The sequence below is a fragment of the Brevundimonas sp. RM1 genome (assembly GCF_052907225.1).
In genome coordinates, this window is the sequence record NZ_JBRERY010000007.1 from 63,083 (window position 1) to 77,669 (window position 14,587).

The 14,587-nt window shown below is 68.4% G+C and carries 10 protein-coding genes and 1 riboswitch; of the genes, 7 read left to right on the forward strand and 3 right to left on the reverse strand.

Features of this window, described 5'->3' with window-relative positions:
- Position 1: 1 nt before the first annotated feature.
- The 3 genes from ACU5AP_RS08795 (at position 2) to ACU5AP_RS08805 (ending at position 4,392) form a co-directional block, all read left to right on the forward strand.
- Positions 2 to 3,223, forward strand: a complete 3,222-nt coding sequence (locus ACU5AP_RS08795; protein WP_305484305.1) for an efflux RND transporter permease subunit — start codon at positions 2 to 4, stop codon at positions 3,221 to 3,223.
- The gene (locus ACU5AP_RS08800; RefSeq protein ID WP_021696229.1) at positions 3,223 to 3,822 is read left to right on the forward strand and encodes a cation transporter; all 600 of its coding nucleotides are present in this window, start codon (positions 3,223 to 3,225) and stop codon (positions 3,820 to 3,822) included. The genes ACU5AP_RS08795 and ACU5AP_RS08800 overlap by 1 nt, the downstream gene beginning before the upstream one ends.
- 111 nt (positions 3,823 to 3,933) lie before the next feature.
- Positions 3,934 to 4,392, forward strand: a complete 459-nt coding sequence (locus ACU5AP_RS08805; protein WP_313520959.1) for a cation diffusion facilitator family transporter — start codon at positions 3,934 to 3,936, stop codon at positions 4,390 to 4,392.
- A 465-nt stretch (positions 4,393 to 4,857) separates the two neighbouring features.
- Here the strand turns inward: ACU5AP_RS08805 and ACU5AP_RS08810 are convergent, their stop codons facing one another.
- Positions 4,858 to 5,655 (reverse strand): site-specific integrase, encoded by a 798-nt coding sequence (locus ACU5AP_RS08810; RefSeq protein WP_446681094.1) that lies wholly within the window; start codon positions 5,653 to 5,655, stop codon positions 4,858 to 4,860.
- A 376-nt stretch (positions 5,656 to 6,031) separates the two neighbouring features.
- Between ACU5AP_RS08810 and dusA the strand changes: the two genes are divergently transcribed.
- The 3 genes from dusA (at position 6,032) to ACU5AP_RS08825 (ending at position 9,859) form a co-directional block, all read left to right on the forward strand.
- Positions 6,032 to 7,042, forward strand: coding sequence for a tRNA dihydrouridine(20/20a) synthase DusA (gene dusA, locus ACU5AP_RS08815; protein WP_446681095.1), 1,011 nt, complete (start codon positions 6,032 to 6,034; stop codon positions 7,040 to 7,042).
- Positions 7,043 to 7,109: 67 nt separating this feature from the next.
- The gene (locus tag ACU5AP_RS08820; protein ID WP_446681096.1) at positions 7,110 to 7,937 is read left to right on the forward strand and encodes a sulfite exporter TauE/SafE family protein; all 828 of its coding nucleotides are present in this window, start codon (positions 7,110 to 7,112) and stop codon (positions 7,935 to 7,937) included.
- A 98-nt stretch (positions 7,938 to 8,035) separates the two neighbouring features.
- Positions 8,036 to 9,859 carry a methyl-accepting chemotaxis protein gene (locus ACU5AP_RS08825; protein WP_128719543.1) on the forward strand — a complete coding sequence of 608 codons (1,824 nt, stop codon included), beginning with the start codon at positions 8,036 to 8,038 and terminating at the stop codon, positions 9,857 to 9,859.
- 49 nt (positions 9,860 to 9,908) lie between these two features.
- Here ACU5AP_RS08825 and metB read toward each other — a convergent pair whose 3' ends face one another.
- Positions 9,909 to 11,087: a cystathionine gamma-synthase gene (gene metB / locus ACU5AP_RS08830; protein WP_128719544.1), complete on the reverse strand. Its 1,179-nt coding sequence runs from the start codon at positions 11,085 to 11,087 to the stop codon at positions 9,909 to 9,911.
- Entirely contained in the window at positions 11,084 to 12,193 is a 1,110-nt protein-coding gene (gene metX, locus ACU5AP_RS08835; protein ID WP_446681097.1) for a homoserine O-succinyltransferase MetX, read from the reverse strand. Before metX ends, metB begins: the two co-directional genes overlap by 4 nt.
- 76 nt (positions 12,194 to 12,269) lie before the next feature.
- Positions 12,270 to 12,396: riboswitch (SAM riboswitch) on the reverse strand.
- A 453-nt stretch (positions 12,397 to 12,849) separates the two neighbouring features.
- Here metX and ACU5AP_RS08840 point away from each other — a divergent pair.
- On the forward strand, positions 12,850 to 14,586 hold the full coding sequence (locus ACU5AP_RS08840; protein WP_128719546.1) for an amino acid kinase family protein: 1,737 nt from the start codon (positions 12,850 to 12,852) through the stop codon (positions 14,584 to 14,586).
- Position 14,587: the final 1 nt, after the last annotated feature.

Genomic DNA, 14,587 nt, shown 5'->3' on the forward strand with positions numbered 1-14,587 from the left:
TATGTTCAGATTCATCATCGAAGCCTCGGTCCGCTTCCGCTGGTTCGTCGTCCTGGCGACGGCGCTGGTCGCCGCGCTCGGTCTGTTCGAACTGACCAAGCTGCCGATCGACGCCGTTCCGGACATCACCAACCGGCAGGTCCAGATCACCACCGTCGCCCCGGCGCTGGCGCCGGAGCAGATCGAACGGCAGGTCACCTATCCGCTCGAGACGGCCATGGCCGGCATTCCCGGACTGACCAGCACCCGCTCGCTGAGCCGCAACGGCTTCAGCCAGATATCGGTCATCTTCACCGACCAGACGGACATCTATTTCGCCCGACAACAGGTGGCCGAGCGGCTCGCCCAGGCCCGCGAAAGCATGCCCGAGGGCGTCGAGCCGGTTCTGGCCCCGATCACCACCGGCCTCGGCGAGGTGCTGATGTGGACCGTGGACTATCTGCCGTTCAACAGCCGCAACCTGGCCCGGCCGGGACAACCGGGCTGGCAGCCAGGCGGCGTCTATCTGACGCCCGAAGGCGAGCGGCTGACCACGCCCGAGGCCCGCGCCACCTACCTGCGCACCGTGCAGGACTGGATCGTCGCGCCGCAGATGCGGACCACGCCCGGCCTCGCCGGCGTCGACACCATCGGCGGCTACGTCAAGGAATACGCCGTTCGCCCCGACGCCGCTCGCCTGTCGGCCTATGGCCTCGGTCTCGGCGATCTCGTCACGGCCTTGGAGCGGGCCAACACCCAAGCCGGAGCCGGCTACGTCCAGCGCGGCGGCGAGGCCCTGACCGTCCGGACCGACGCCCTGGCCTCGACCGTCGAGGACCTCGCCCAGGCTCCGGTCGTCAACCGGAGCGGCCTGGTGGTGCGGGTCGCGGATGTGGCGACGGTCGAGATCGGGCAGGCGCCGCGGCTGGGCGGCGCCAGCCGCGACGGCCACGAGGCTGTGCTCGGTACGGCCTTGATGATCGCCGGCGGGAACAGCCGTACCGTGGCCCAGGCCGCCGGCGAGCGCCTCGAAGAGGTGCGCGAGACCCTCCCGCCCGGGATCGAGGCGGTGACCGTGCTCGACCGAAGCGCCTTGGTGAACTCCACCATCGGCACGGTGGCGCGCAATCTGACCGAGGGCGCCCTGCTGGTGATCCTGGTGCTGTTCCTGCTTCTGGGGAACCTGCGGGCGGCGAGCATCACCGCCCTGATGATCCCGATCAGCTTCCTGTTCGCCGTCATCGGCATGAACCGCTTCGGCATCAGCGGAAACCTGATGAGCCTCGGCGCCCTCGACTTCGGCCTGATGGTCGATGGCGCGGTCGTGGTGGTGGAGAACACCCTGCTGATGATGACCCAGCGCCGCGCCCAGCTGGGTCGGATGCTCAGCCGTCACGAACGGCTGGGCGTCGCCATGGCCGCCGCCCGCCAGATGGTGAAGCCGGCCGCTTTCGGCCAGCTGATCATCCTGCTGGTCTTCACGCCGCTGCTGATGCTGGAAGGCGTGGAAGGCAAGACCTTCATCCCCATGGGGGCGACGGTCATGCTCGCCCTGGTCGGTGCCTTCATCTTCTCCTTCACCTTCGTACCGGCCATGACCGCGCTGTTGGTGCGCGATCCCAAGAGCGTTCACGTCGACGCCGAGGGCCAAGTGCAGGAGCATGAGACCCGCGTCCTGCGCTTCGCCCGCCGCTGGATCGAGCCGGCGATCCGCGCCGCAGTGGACAAGCCCAGGATCGTGCTCGTCTCGGCCCTGGGCGCCCTGGTCGTCGGCGGCCTGGCCTTCACCACCCTGGGTCGGGAGTTCATTCCCACCCTGGACGAGGGCGACATCGCCATGCAGGCCCTGCGCGTGCCGTCCGCTTCGCTGGATCAGTCCCTGGCCATGCAGATGGCGCTCGAGCGGGTCATCAAGGCGCAGCCCGAGGTCGAGACGGTGTTCTCGCGCACCGGCACGGCGGAGGCGGCCGTCGATCCCATGCCACGCAACATCTCGGACAGCGTGATCATCCTCAAGGACCGCGGCGAGTGGCCGGATCCCGGCCTCGAGAAGGAAGCGCTCATCGAACGCATCGAGGAGGCGGCGGGTCAGCAGATCGGGAATAATTTCGAGTTCAGCCAGCCGATCGAACTACGCTTCAACGAGCTGATCTCCGGCGTCCGGACCGATCTGGCGGTTCTCGTCTATGGCGATGACTTCGACACCCTGCAGCGCGTGGGCAACCAGGTCGCCCGCGCCCTGGAGGAAACGCCGGGTTCCGCCGACGTGCGGGTCGAACTGACGTCGGGGCTGCCCACGCTGACGGTCAGCGTCGATCGCTTCGCGGCCGCCAACTACGGCCTGTCGGCCGCGGACGTCTCGGAGGCAGTCTCCACGGCCATCGGCGGCACAGAAGCGGGCCGCATCTTCGAGGGCGATCGGCGCTTCGACGTCGTCGTCCGCCTGCCCGAGGCGGCCCGTAACGATCCCGCCAGCCTAGCCGCCTTGCCGATCGTCTCCTCGACCGGCGTGGTCGTGCCCCTGTCCTCGGTGGCGCGGATCCAGACAGCCGAAGGCCCGAACCAGATCAGCCGCGACAACGGCAGCCGGCGCATGGTGGTGCAGGCCAACGTCCGCGGCCGGGATCTGGGCGGCTTCGTCGCCGATGCGCAGACGCGAGTGGAACAGATCGACCTTCCGCCCGGCGTCCGGCTCGACTGGGGCGGTCAGTTCGAGAACCTCAAGCGCGCCGAACAGCGCCTGGGGCTCGTCGTTCCGATCGTCTTCATCCTCATCGGGGTGCTGCTGTTCATGGCCCTCGGGTCGTTCGCCGAAGCCGGTCTGGTGTTTGCCTGCGTCCCGCTCGCCCTGGTCGGCGGGGCCCTGGCGCTGCTCTTGCGCGGCATGCCGTTCTCGGTCTCGGCGGCCGTTGGCTTCATCGCCGTTTCGGGGGTGGCGACCTTGAATGGCCTGGTGCTCATGCAGGCGGTCCGGGAGCGTCTGACCGCGGGCCTGGCGCCGCGCGAGGCCGCGATCGAAGGCGCCTCCAGTCGTCTGCGGGCGGTCCTGACCACCGCCCTGGTGGCCATCGTCGGCTTCATCCCCATGGCCATAGCGCATGGGGCCGGGGCCGAGGTCCAGAAACCCCTGGCGACGGTGGTCATCGGGGGCCTTTTGACGGCGACGGCGTTGACCCTGCTGGTGTTGCCCACCTTCGCCGCCAAGGCGGTGAAGCATCGCAAGGCGGAAGGGATCGAGGACTGATGAGCGAACGAGACGAGGCGGAGGGCATCCAGCGCCGCATCCTGCTGGTGGTGCTGATCCTCAACGCCGCCCTGTTTGTCGGGCTTGGGATCGGCGGTCTGCTCGCCAATTCCAGCGCCCTGCTGGCCAACGCCCTGGACAATGCGTCGGACTCCGCCGTCTACCTGATCAGCTTCCTGGCTGTGGGCCGCGCCCTGATCTGGAAGACCCGCGCCGCCCGGGCCTCCGGGATTCTGCTGCTGATCTTCGCGGCGGGCGTCCTGCTCGACGTGCTGAGACGGACGCTGATGGGCACGGAACCGATCGGCTGGACGATGATGGGCATGGCGGTGGTGGCCGCCGTCGTGAATCTCGTGTGCCTCGAACTGATCAGGCGCCAACGCAGCGACGACGTGAACATGAAGGCCGCCGAGACCTTCAGCTTCAATGATTTCGCCTCCAACGGCGGCATCCTGATCGCGGGCGGCCTGGTTCTGTGGCTGGACCAGGCCTGGCCGGATCTGGTCGTGGGCCTGATCGTGGCCGCGATCGCCGTGAAGGGCGGCGTCGATATCCTCCGGGACGCCCGGGCCGAGGCGAGACCGGCGGAGAAGGTCTGAGCGGCGGCGCATTCCCACCATGGCGGCCACGCCCATGACCACACGGCCGGGGCCAATGCCCGGCAGCTGACCATCGCCCTGATCCTGACCGAGACCTTCCTCGTCGCCGAGGTGATCGGCGGCCTGATGTTCAACAGCCTGGCGCTGTTGTCCGACGCGGCCCACATGTCACCGACGCCGCGGCGCTCGCCACCGCCCTGGAGGCGATCAGGATCGGCCAGCGCCCCGGCCGACGACGAGCGCTCCTTCGGCTACCGCCGCTTCGAGATCTTGGCCGCGGCCTTCAACGTGGTCCTGCTGTTCGCCGTGGCGGGCTATGTCCTCTGCGAGAGCATCTTCGATCCGGAGCCTGTCGGCTCGCTCGGCATGCTCGGGATCGCCGGCATCGGCCTTGTCGACAATCTTATCGCCATGCGGGCCCCGGCGGTCGGCAAGGACAAGAGCCTCAACATCAAGGGCGCCTATCTCGAGGTCTGGGCCGCCATGCCCGGGTCGCTTGACGTCATCGTCGCGGCCATCGTCATCACCGTCACCGACTGGCGCTGGTGGACCCCGTCGCGGCCATCCTGATCGGCCTCTGGGTCCTGCCTCGGACCTGGATCCTGCTCTGCGCGGCTCAGCCGGGCGTAGGACCGGCGTGGGCGCCGCCCTGCCGGGTCTTGGGGGCTGGAGCCGGTGCCGGTGCCGGAGCGGCGTCTAAGCCCGGGGCGGGAGCCTCCATTTCGTCGCAGCAATCCATCCCGGCGCCGGGGGCCATGTCCTTGCAGCAGGCGCAGGCGTCCGCCGCGAGTACGGCACCGGCGCTGAGGACGAGGATGGCTGCTGCCGCGGCGGCGATTTTGAGGGTCATTCTGATCTCCCGGAGGCTGCCGCGCCTTGATCGGCTCATAGGCACCCGTCGTCAATGGGTGTCGCCTGTCAGTCGAGTTGGCGTATGAACATCCAATCTCCGGCACCCTGTGAATGTCCGCTGCTGGCGCGTTGCTGACATTAGCCGCCTTAGCAAGACTACGCCCTTCGGAAAGGCGGCAGTTTTTAGGCGGCAAATCCGGAAGCGATCACGTGAAGGGATTCTGGTCTCAGGTGGGTGTACCGACGGAGCATCTTCCAATCCTTGTGACCGGTGACGAGAGCAACCTGCTGGATCTGAAAGCCAGCCTCGAACAGGCGGCTGGTCCCTTCATGGCGAAGGTCGTGAAAATGCAGGTCCGTGATCCCGAGGCTTTTGCACGCCCGCGTGAACGCTGTGCCGGCTGATCGGTGATTGAATGGGAAGATGCGCAGGTCTGCATTCGAGCGGGCAGGGCGCTGACCTTCGATCAATGCGACGGGATCGAAACCAGAGACTGACAGCAGGGGGATACGCTGATCATTTCCCGCGTTTTCGCGAGGATCCTTTCGATCGCGAATGGTCAGCATCTTGGTCCTCGCTGCGTAGTCATCCCATACGACTTTGAAGATCTCTTCCTGGCGCATCGCTGTCGCGACCGCGAAGCGAACGACGGCGCCCATGGGTATAGTTTGACGCGGCTTGTCGTCGAAGTGGCGGATCAAGCGCTCCAGTTCTTCATCGCTGGGTCGGCGATCTCGCTCGACGCCCTTGCCAATCAGGCCAAGGCGCTTGAGGGCGAGGCGGGCCATGTCGATGGCCTCGACCGAGACTGTCAGGCCGTGAACCGCCGCGGCGTGTGAGAGGATGAGTTTGATCGCACCGATATCGATGCTCAACGTCATGGGGCCGGCGCCTTCGGTCGCGCGCATCCGACCGAAGTCGATAAACAGCTGTCGATCTAGTTCGGCGATCTTCTTCCCGCCCAGGCGCGTCTTGAGCATTTTGAGCGTCGCCGCTTTCGACCGCCTGGGCGCCTTCCCGACGGATTTCATGTCCGCGATGTGGATGTCGATAAGTTCGCCGAACGTGCGAAGCCGCGCTGACCGAGAGGGTGTAGGGACCTCGCCGCGATCGATCCGCCCCTCGGCTTCGGTGGCCCACCGGCGCGCGTCATCGCGTTTGAGGAAGGTCTCGCTTATATAGCGACCCTTCCGTCTCACCTGGACCCGCCACGTTCCTGACGGGAGTTTCGAGTACGTCGCCATTTCGTGTGCGCTCTGTGTGCACTGAGGTGTCGAAAACCCGGAAAAAACGTCGCAACACGTCGCAAATTCGAGTGCACACGCCGCCTACCAACTTTTTGATCTTACTGAAAAAATGCCGATAAATCAAGCTTATAGGCTGTCCGTGGCACCCATGATGGACTGGACCGACCGCAATTGCCGGGCGTTTCACCGCGCCCTGAGCACGCGCGCCCTGCTCTATACGGAGATGGTGACGGCCCCGGCGGTGATCCACGGCGACCGCGACCGCCTGCTGGGCTTTGACGCGGTGGAGCATCCTGTGGCGCTGCAACTGGGCGGGTCGGACCCGGCCCAATTGGCCGAGGCGGCGAAGATCGGCGAGGCCTATGGCTATGACGAGATCAATCTGAACGTCGGCTGCCCTTCGGATCGGGTGCAGTCGGGCAAGTTCGGCGCCTGCCTGATGCGCGAGCCTGAACTGGTGGCCGACTGCATGGCGGCGATCAAGGAGGCGGTCAGTGTCCCGGCCACCGTCAAATGCCGCATCGGCGTGGACGATCAAGACCCTGAGATCAGCCTGTTCGCCACGGTCGACGCCTCGGCCGCCGTCGGCATCGACAGCTTCATCATTCACGCGCGCAAGGCGTGGCTGAAGGGATTGTCGCCCAAGGAGAACCGCGACGTGCCGCCGCTGGACTATGCGCTGGTGCGGCGGCTGAAGCGCGAGCGGCCGCATCTGTCCATCAGCATCAACGGGGGCATCGGCGATCTGGATCAGGCTGAGGCGCATCTGAGGGCCGACGACGGCGTGCAGCTGGACGGCGTCATGCTGGGCCGCGCCGCCTATCATGAGCCCGCCCTGATGGGGCAGGTCGATCGGCGCATCTTCGGCGAGACGACGCCGGACGTGGATGTGTTCGAGGCGCTTGAGCGTTACCGACCCTATATGGCCGCGCGGCTGGAGGAGGGTGCGAACCTGGCCGGCATGACCCGGCACATGCTGGGCCTGATGCACGGCCGGGCGGGGGCGCGCGCCTTCCGCCGCATCCTGACGGTCGAGGGCGTGAAGCCCGGCGCGGGGCTGGAGGTCGTCGATCGCGCAGTCGAAGCCGTGCGCGAGGCCGAGGCGCGCAAGGCGGCCTGACTGCTCGCCTCCGCTCATCTCGGCGAAGGGGCTGACGGCGCGACGGCGGACGGCTAAGCCATGGCTCATGACCCTGCCCCTGCCCCTGTCCGAACTCGCCCTGATGCTCGCCGCCCTGGTCGGGGCGGGGGCGGTCGCGGGGGTGATCGGCGGCCTGTTCGGCGTGGGCGGCGGGACGGTTCTGGTGCCGGCGCTGTTCTACGCCTTCTCGGTGCTGGGCGTGGGGGGCGAGAGCAATCTGCACGTCGCCATCGGCACCTCGCTGCTGACCATCGTCGCCACCTCGTTGCGTTCGCTGGCGACGCACCGCGCGCATGGGGCGGTGGACGAACAGGTGTTGAAGACCTGGACGCCCTGGGTGGCGTTCGGCGGTCTGATCGGGGCGGCGGTCGCGGGCTTCACCTCCATGGAGGGGCTGGCGGTCGTCTATGGCGTCTGCCTGCTGCTGATCGCGGCGCAGATGGGGCTGCTGCCCGAACGGTTCGCCTTGCGAAAGGATATGCCGACCGGCTGGGGGCGGCGCGGCGTGGGCACGGGCATCGGCCTGCTGTCGGCCATGATGGGCGTCGGAGGCGGCAGTTTCGGCGGCATGACCATGACCCTGTGCGGGCGGCCGATCCATCAGGCGGTGGCGACGGCCTCGGGCTTCGGCTTGGCCATCGGCGCGGCGGCGGCTCTGGGATTCGCCGTCTTCGGCTGGGACGCGCCGGGGCGGCCGCCGCTGTCGCTGGGCTACGTCAATGTGCCGGCGGCGGTGATCATGGGGCTGTTGACGGCGTTGACGGCGCCCTATGGCGCGCGGCTGGCGCATCGGCTGGATCGGAAGATGCTGCGCCGGGCCTTTGCGGTCTATCTGCTGCTGACGGCCCTGTCGGTGGTGCTGAAGGCGCTGTGACCACGATTAAGTAGATGCCCGCAGGCGGGCGCTAACACTTTGTCGAACAAGCGCGGGCTAGGAGCGAGGCTGAACCTCTCTCCCCGAGCCTTAGAGTCATGTTGCAGAACCTGTCGGTCCCCAAGAAGCTGATCCTGTCCTTCATGGCGGTGATCGCGGCGTGCGGGGCGGCGACCCTGATCGTCCTGTGGTGCGTGGCGTCCCTGCAGCGCGCCGATGCGGCGGACACGGCCTCGCGCGAGGTGATGAAGGCGTCGGACCGCCTGATGGCCGCCGCCGTAGAGCAGCAGAACGCCATGCGCGGCTATGTCGCCAGCCGCGATCCCGGCTTCATCGAGTCCTTCAACCAGGGCGGCGCCGACGTGAAGTCGCGGATGGCGGACCTGGCTGCGTCCGATGTCGAGGGCGCCTACGCCGCCGAACAGACGGCGCTGATCGCCGCCACGGCCGACTTCGAGAAGAGCGCGGAAGGCGTCATGGCCCTGGCGCGCGACCCGGCGACGCATCAGGAGGCTCTGGCTCAATTGGCCACGGCGGCGCGCCTGTCGGACATTCGCCAGGCGGTCGGTTCGATCCGCGACAAGGAGGCCGTTCACGCCCAGGCTCGCGCCGAGGCCAAGGCCTTCGCCTTCACTGAGGCCTATGTCGCCTTCGCTGTGGGCGGGGTGCTGGCCCTGGGCATCGCCGTGGGCGCGGCCCTGTGGCTGATCGGGGCGTTGAGCCGCCCGGTCGAGGCCATGACGCGCGCCATGACCCGTCTGGCCGGCGGCGATCTGAACGTCGCCATTCCGGCGATCGGCCGTCGCGACGAGATCGGCCGCATGGCCGACGCCGTCCTGACCTTCAAGCAAAACGCCGAGGAGAAGGTGCGGCTGGAAGCCGAGGCCGAGGCCGCGCGCGCGGCCGCCGAAATCGAACGCCAGGCCCAGGCCGAGCGCGACGCCGAGGCCGCCCGCCAGCAGGCCCGCGTGGTCGAGGGCGTGGCCAAGGGTCTGGACCGGCTGTCGCACGGCCAACTGGCCTTCCGTCTCAACGACCCGTTCGCGCCTGAGTATGAAGGGCTGCGCGCCGACTTCAACGCGGCGATGGACAAGCTGCAGGGCGTGATGCGGGTGATCGTCGAGCGCGCCGCCGCCATCGGCGCCAGCGCTCGTGAGATTTCACAGGCGTCCGACGACCTGTCGCGCCGCACCGAACAGCAGGCCGCCAGCCTGGAGGAAACCGCCGCCGCCCTGGAGCAGATCACCGCCACCGTGGCCCGTTCGGCCGAAGGGGCGATTGAGGCGGGCGGCGTGGTGCGCGGCGCCCAGTCTGAAGCCGTCGAAGGACAGGCCGTGGTGGGCCGCGCCATCGCCGCCATGGGCGAGATCGAACGCTCTTCCTCCGAGATCGGCGCCATCATCGGCGTGATCGACGAGATCGCCTTCCAGACCAACCTGCTGGCGCTGAACGCGGGCGTCGAGGCGGCGCGGGCGGGCGACGCGGGGCGCGGCTTCGCCGTGGTGGCGTCGGAGGTTCGCGCCCTGGCTCAGCGTTCGGCCTCGGCCGCCAAGGAGATCAAGACCCTGATCACCGAGTCGGGTCGTCAGGTCGGCGCGGGCGTGGCCCTGGTCGGCGACACCGGCCATGCGCTGGAACGGATCGCCGGTCAGATCCAGCGCCTGACCGTCATCGCCGAAGAGATCGCCGCTTCCTCGCACGAGCAGTCCAGCGGCCTGCAGCAGGTCAACATCGCCGTGAACCAGATGGATCAGGTGACGCAGCAGAATGCGGCCATGGTCGAGGAATCGACCGCCGCCAGCCACGCCCTGGCCTCCGACGCGGTCGAGCTGGACCGCATGATGGGTCAGTTCGCTCTGGACGATGCGCGCGACCTGGATGCGCGCGGACGGATGGAAGCCCTGGCGCGAGCCGTGGCTTAAGCGCGGAATTCTCCCTCCCGATCATGGGAGGGAGAAGCGCGCCTCGCGCTTACGCGGCCGCCTTCAGCGTCACCGCGTCCAGGGCCTGGGTCAGGTCGGCCAGGATGTCGTCCTGATGCTCCAGCCCGACCGACAGGCGCAGCAGGCCGTCGGTGATGCCGGCCGTCACGCGGGCCTCGGGCGTCATGGCGGCGTGGGTCATGGTGGCCGGGTGGGCGACCAGGCTTTCGACCCCGCCCAGGGATTCGGCCAGGGTGAAGACCTCCAGCCGTTCGATCACCTGGCGCACCGCCTCGGTCCCGCCGTTCAGTTCGAAGCTGAGCATGGCGCCCGGCCCCGACTGTTGCCGCGCCGCCAGGTCGTGGCCAGGATGGCTGGTCAGGCCCGGATAGTGGACGGCCTTGACCGCCGGGTGCAGCTCCAGCACCGCCGCGACCAGGCCGGCCGTCGCCTGCTGGCGCTCGATGCGGGTGAACAGGGTCCGCAGGCCGCGCAGGGTCTGATAGGCGTCGAACGGCGAGCCGGTGACGCCCAGGCAGTTGGCCCACCAGGCCAGCTTTTCATGATCGGCCGGATCGGCTGCGACCACGGCGCCGCCGACCACGTCGGAATGGCCGTTGATGTATTTGGTGGTCGAGTGGACCACGATGTCGGCGCCCAGCTCCAGCGGCCGTTGCAGGGCGGGCGACAGGAAGGTGTTGTCGCACGCCACCTTGGCCCCCGCGGCATGGGCGCGGCGACAGACATCGGCGATGTCGGTGACGCGCAGCAGAGGGTTGGACGGCGTCTCGACCAGCACCAGCTTGCACCCGTCGGCCAGGGCGGCGTCCAGGGCGGCGCCGTCGTTCTGGTCGACGAAGGCGACGCGGAAGTGGCCTTTTTTGGCGCGGGCGGTCAGCAGGCGGTGGGTGCCGCCGTAACAGTCATGCGGGGCGATCAGCAGGTCGTCCGGTTCCAGCAAGGACAGGGGCAGGTCGACCGCCGCCATGCCGGTGGCGGTGATGACGGCGCCCGCGCCGCCTTCCAACTCGGCCAGGGTCTCGGCCAGCACGTCGCGGGTCGGATTGCCCGAGCGCGAATAGTCGTATTTGCGCGGCTGGCCGAAGGCGGCGAAGGAATAGTTGGACGACAGATACAGCGCCGGCATGACCGCGCCGTGAGCCGTGTCCGTATCGACGCCCGAGCGGGCGGCGATGGTGCGGGGATCGGCGGGACGGGCGCGGCTCATTGGTCGATGTCCTTCAGTACGGAGGTCAGGATGTCGGCGACCAACTTGTCTTCCTTCAGGAAGGCGTCGTGGCCGTAGACGGAGGCGTGTTGTTCAAAGCGCCAGAGGTTGGGCAGGCGGTCGGCCAGCTCCCTCATGTCCTCGATCGGGAACAGGCGGTCGGTGGTGAAGCCGATCAGGGTGACGGGGGCGGTGATGGCCTCGGGCTCGACACGGTGGCGGTCGATGGAGTCCGACAGGCTGAGCCAGCGCGAGGGGGTGGTGCGGTCGCGATAGGCCCGGCCGCGCGCCTGCAGATAGTCGCACACCGGATAGGCCTGGCCCGCATGGCTGGGGGCTTCGGAATCGAAGCGGTCGCCGAATTCTTCCTGGGTGCGGTAGGTGGTCATGGCCAGTTCGCGCGCCAGGCCGACGGCCTGATCGATGCGGCCGGTCTCAAGACCCAGTTGCAGGATGCGGCGCTGGATGCCGCGCCAGGCCGTGGCCAGCGGGTGCGGGCGGTGGGCGGCGGACACCACCACCAGCTGCTCGGCCCAGTCGGGAAACAGCTCGCCGAAGGCCAGGGCGATCATGCCGCCGTAGGAACAGCCGATGAAGGCGGCGACCTTCTCGACGCCCAGATGGTCCAGCAGCAGGGCCAGCAGCCGCGCCTGATCCTGGGTAGTGATGGTCAGAGGGGTCTTGGCGTCCTTGACGCCTTCGCCGAATTCTGGAGCGAAATCAAAGGCCAGAACGCGGAAACGGGTCAGGTCGATCGGCGCGCGCACGCCCACGGCGCCGGACCACCAGCCCAGCCCCTTGGTCTCGGTGCGGTGGACGTAGCGGTCGGCGGAAATGCCGCCCGCGACCACGATCAGCGGGGCGTTGGCCTTGCCGTGCAGGCGCCCGATGACCCGCTTCTGGGTCAGGGTTCCGCCGAAATCCAGTTCGAAGTCGTCGGGGATCGCAACCGCGACGTCATGGGCGCCGTCGCGCTGAAGCAGCTCCGACGGACGGCGCGCGGCCTTCACGCCGATCTGGGCGCCGCCCTTGGGCGCAGGCGCAGCGGCGGAGGCCTTACAGGAAGGCTCTTCGGAGGTTTCGGTGGAAATCAGGGCCAGGGTCATCGCATCACTCAAAGGTTCGGCTCACCGGCGAAACCCATGCGTGACAGACCTGTGGCGCGTCGCCTTATCGACGCTCCACCCATCTCTCGCGGTCCTTTCAGGCAAGCCCGAAGAACCCCGCAGGAGTTGGCACCGTTTCGGGCGGAACCCGATGGTTGCCCCGGCGTCAAAGGGCCTAATCCCTCAGCCGGTCTTGATGAGTGAGCTTACGGTGCGGTTGCGAAGAGCGCCGGTCAAGCGAAAAATTTCACCCCATTTCGTCGCTGGTGGCACATGTCGGTGGCGAAAACGGCGCCTGGTGGCGGTGTTGTGAAAAATTCTTTCGAGACGGGGTTGACGCGGCGCGGCGCCCTGGCTCACCCTAAGGCACGATTTTCAACCGGACGCCGCCTGTGCCTTACCGCCTCGCCAACATGAAGACGACCGCGATCGCCGCCTCGGCGACGGGCCTCTTCGCGTCCATGATTACGACCACCGGTACCACCACCATGCCCTTGCGGGCGGGGACCGGATGATGCGCGCCGTCTAGGCGAGAAAACGCAAAAACCGATCACCCGCCCGGACCTCCGGGCGGGTTTTTTATTGGCCCGAACCCACCTCGATCACCCCCCACCCCTCCCGAAATCCTCCCAGACCCAGCCTTCAGGAAACCGCCCATGCCCGCCTCTCTCGCCCTCGTCGCCGATCAGTCGAAACCGGTCGAAGCCCTCGCTTCCGCCGCCGAAGTGGTGGTGCTGAAGTTCGGCTCCTCGGTCCTGCGCGACGCGTCCCAGGCCCCTGCGGTCGCCAGCGAAATCTACGGCCACGTCCGCGCCGGCCGTAAGGTTGTGGCGGTGGTCTCGGCCCTGGCCGGACAGACGGATCAGCTGCTGGCCGACGCCCGCAGCCTGGGTCTGGATCACGAGAACGAGTTGTTGCCCGCCTATGTCGTGCTGGGCGAGGAAAAAGCCGCCGCCCTGGTCGCCGTCGCCTGCGATCGGGTGGGACTGGACGCCGTCGGCCTGTCGGTGCGCGAACTGGGCATCGTCGCCGAAGGCCCGGCCCAGCACGCCCGTCCCGTGTCGCTGAAGGGCGAGCGTCTGCATCAGGCCCTGGCCGAGCATGAGGTGGTGGTGGTTCCGGGCTTCGGCGCGGTGCGTTCGAACGGCCGGGTGGCCCTGCTGGGCCGCGGCGGATCGGACCTGACGGCGGTGGTTCTGGCCGCTGAACTGGGCCTGAAGCGGGTGCGTCTGGTGAAGGACGTCGACGGCCTCTACGACCGCGATCCGGCCTCGGAAACGGGCACGCCGCTGCGCTATCGCCGGGCCAGCTGGGACACGGCGCGTCAGGTCGGCGGCGCCCTGGTCCAGCACGATGCGATCGACCTGGCCGAGGCGCGCGGCGTCGATATCGAGGTCGCCGCCCTGGGCCGCGCCGAGGGCACGATCGTCGGCGAACGCGGGGCGCCTCCGGGCCCAGTGCAGGCGGCGGCGCCGTTGAAGGTCGCCGTGGCCGGCTGCGGGGTCGTGGGCGGCGGCCTGCTCAGCCGCCTGCTGCCGGACGACCGCTTTGAAGTGGTCGGCGTCCTGGTGCGCAACCCGTTGAAAAAGCGCGACGTCTCGGCGCCCGCCGAACTGTTCACCAATGACGTCGAAGCCCTGCTGGCCAAGAAGCCGGATCTGGTGCTGGAGGCCCTGTCCGAGGGCGAGGCGGGCCACGCCCTGATCCGCCGTGCGCTGGAGGCGGGCTGCGACGTGGTCAGCGCTAACAAACAGGCGGTCGCCCGTGATCCCAAGGGGCTTCAGGCCCTGGCCGACGCCAACGGCTGTCGCGTCGCCTGGTCGGCCTCGGTCGGCGGCGGCTCGCCGATGATTGAGACGCTGCGCGCCGCCCGCGCTGCCGGTCCGGTGGCCGGTTTCGAGGCGGTGCTGAACGGCACGGTCAACTTCATGCTGCAACGTCTGGGCGAGGGGGCGACCTTCTCGGACGCCCTGGCCGACGCGCGCGCCGCCGGCTTCGCCGAAGAAGATCCCTCGTCCGATCTGGAAGGCTTCGACGCCGCGGCCAAGGTCAAGCTGCTGTCGTTCGAGGCGTTCGGCCGCTCGCCCGACGATCTGCCGCGCGACGTGCTGGCGGCGGAGACGGTGCTGGGCGACCGCCCGGTGCGTCAGATCGGCGCCTGTTTCGAGCGCGACGGCGAACTGGACCCCTATGTGCGTCTTGACGGCGAACTGGAAGACGCGCTCTTCCTGTCGCTGAACGGAGAGCGCAACGCCTTGAAGGTCTATGGTCAGGACGGCCGGGTGTGGACGTGCAAGGGGCGCGGCGCCGGGCGCTGGGCCACGACCGAGAGCGTCCTGGCCGATGTGGCCGATGTCATGCGCGCCCGCCGCGCCGCTGCGGAGCTTGTCTAGT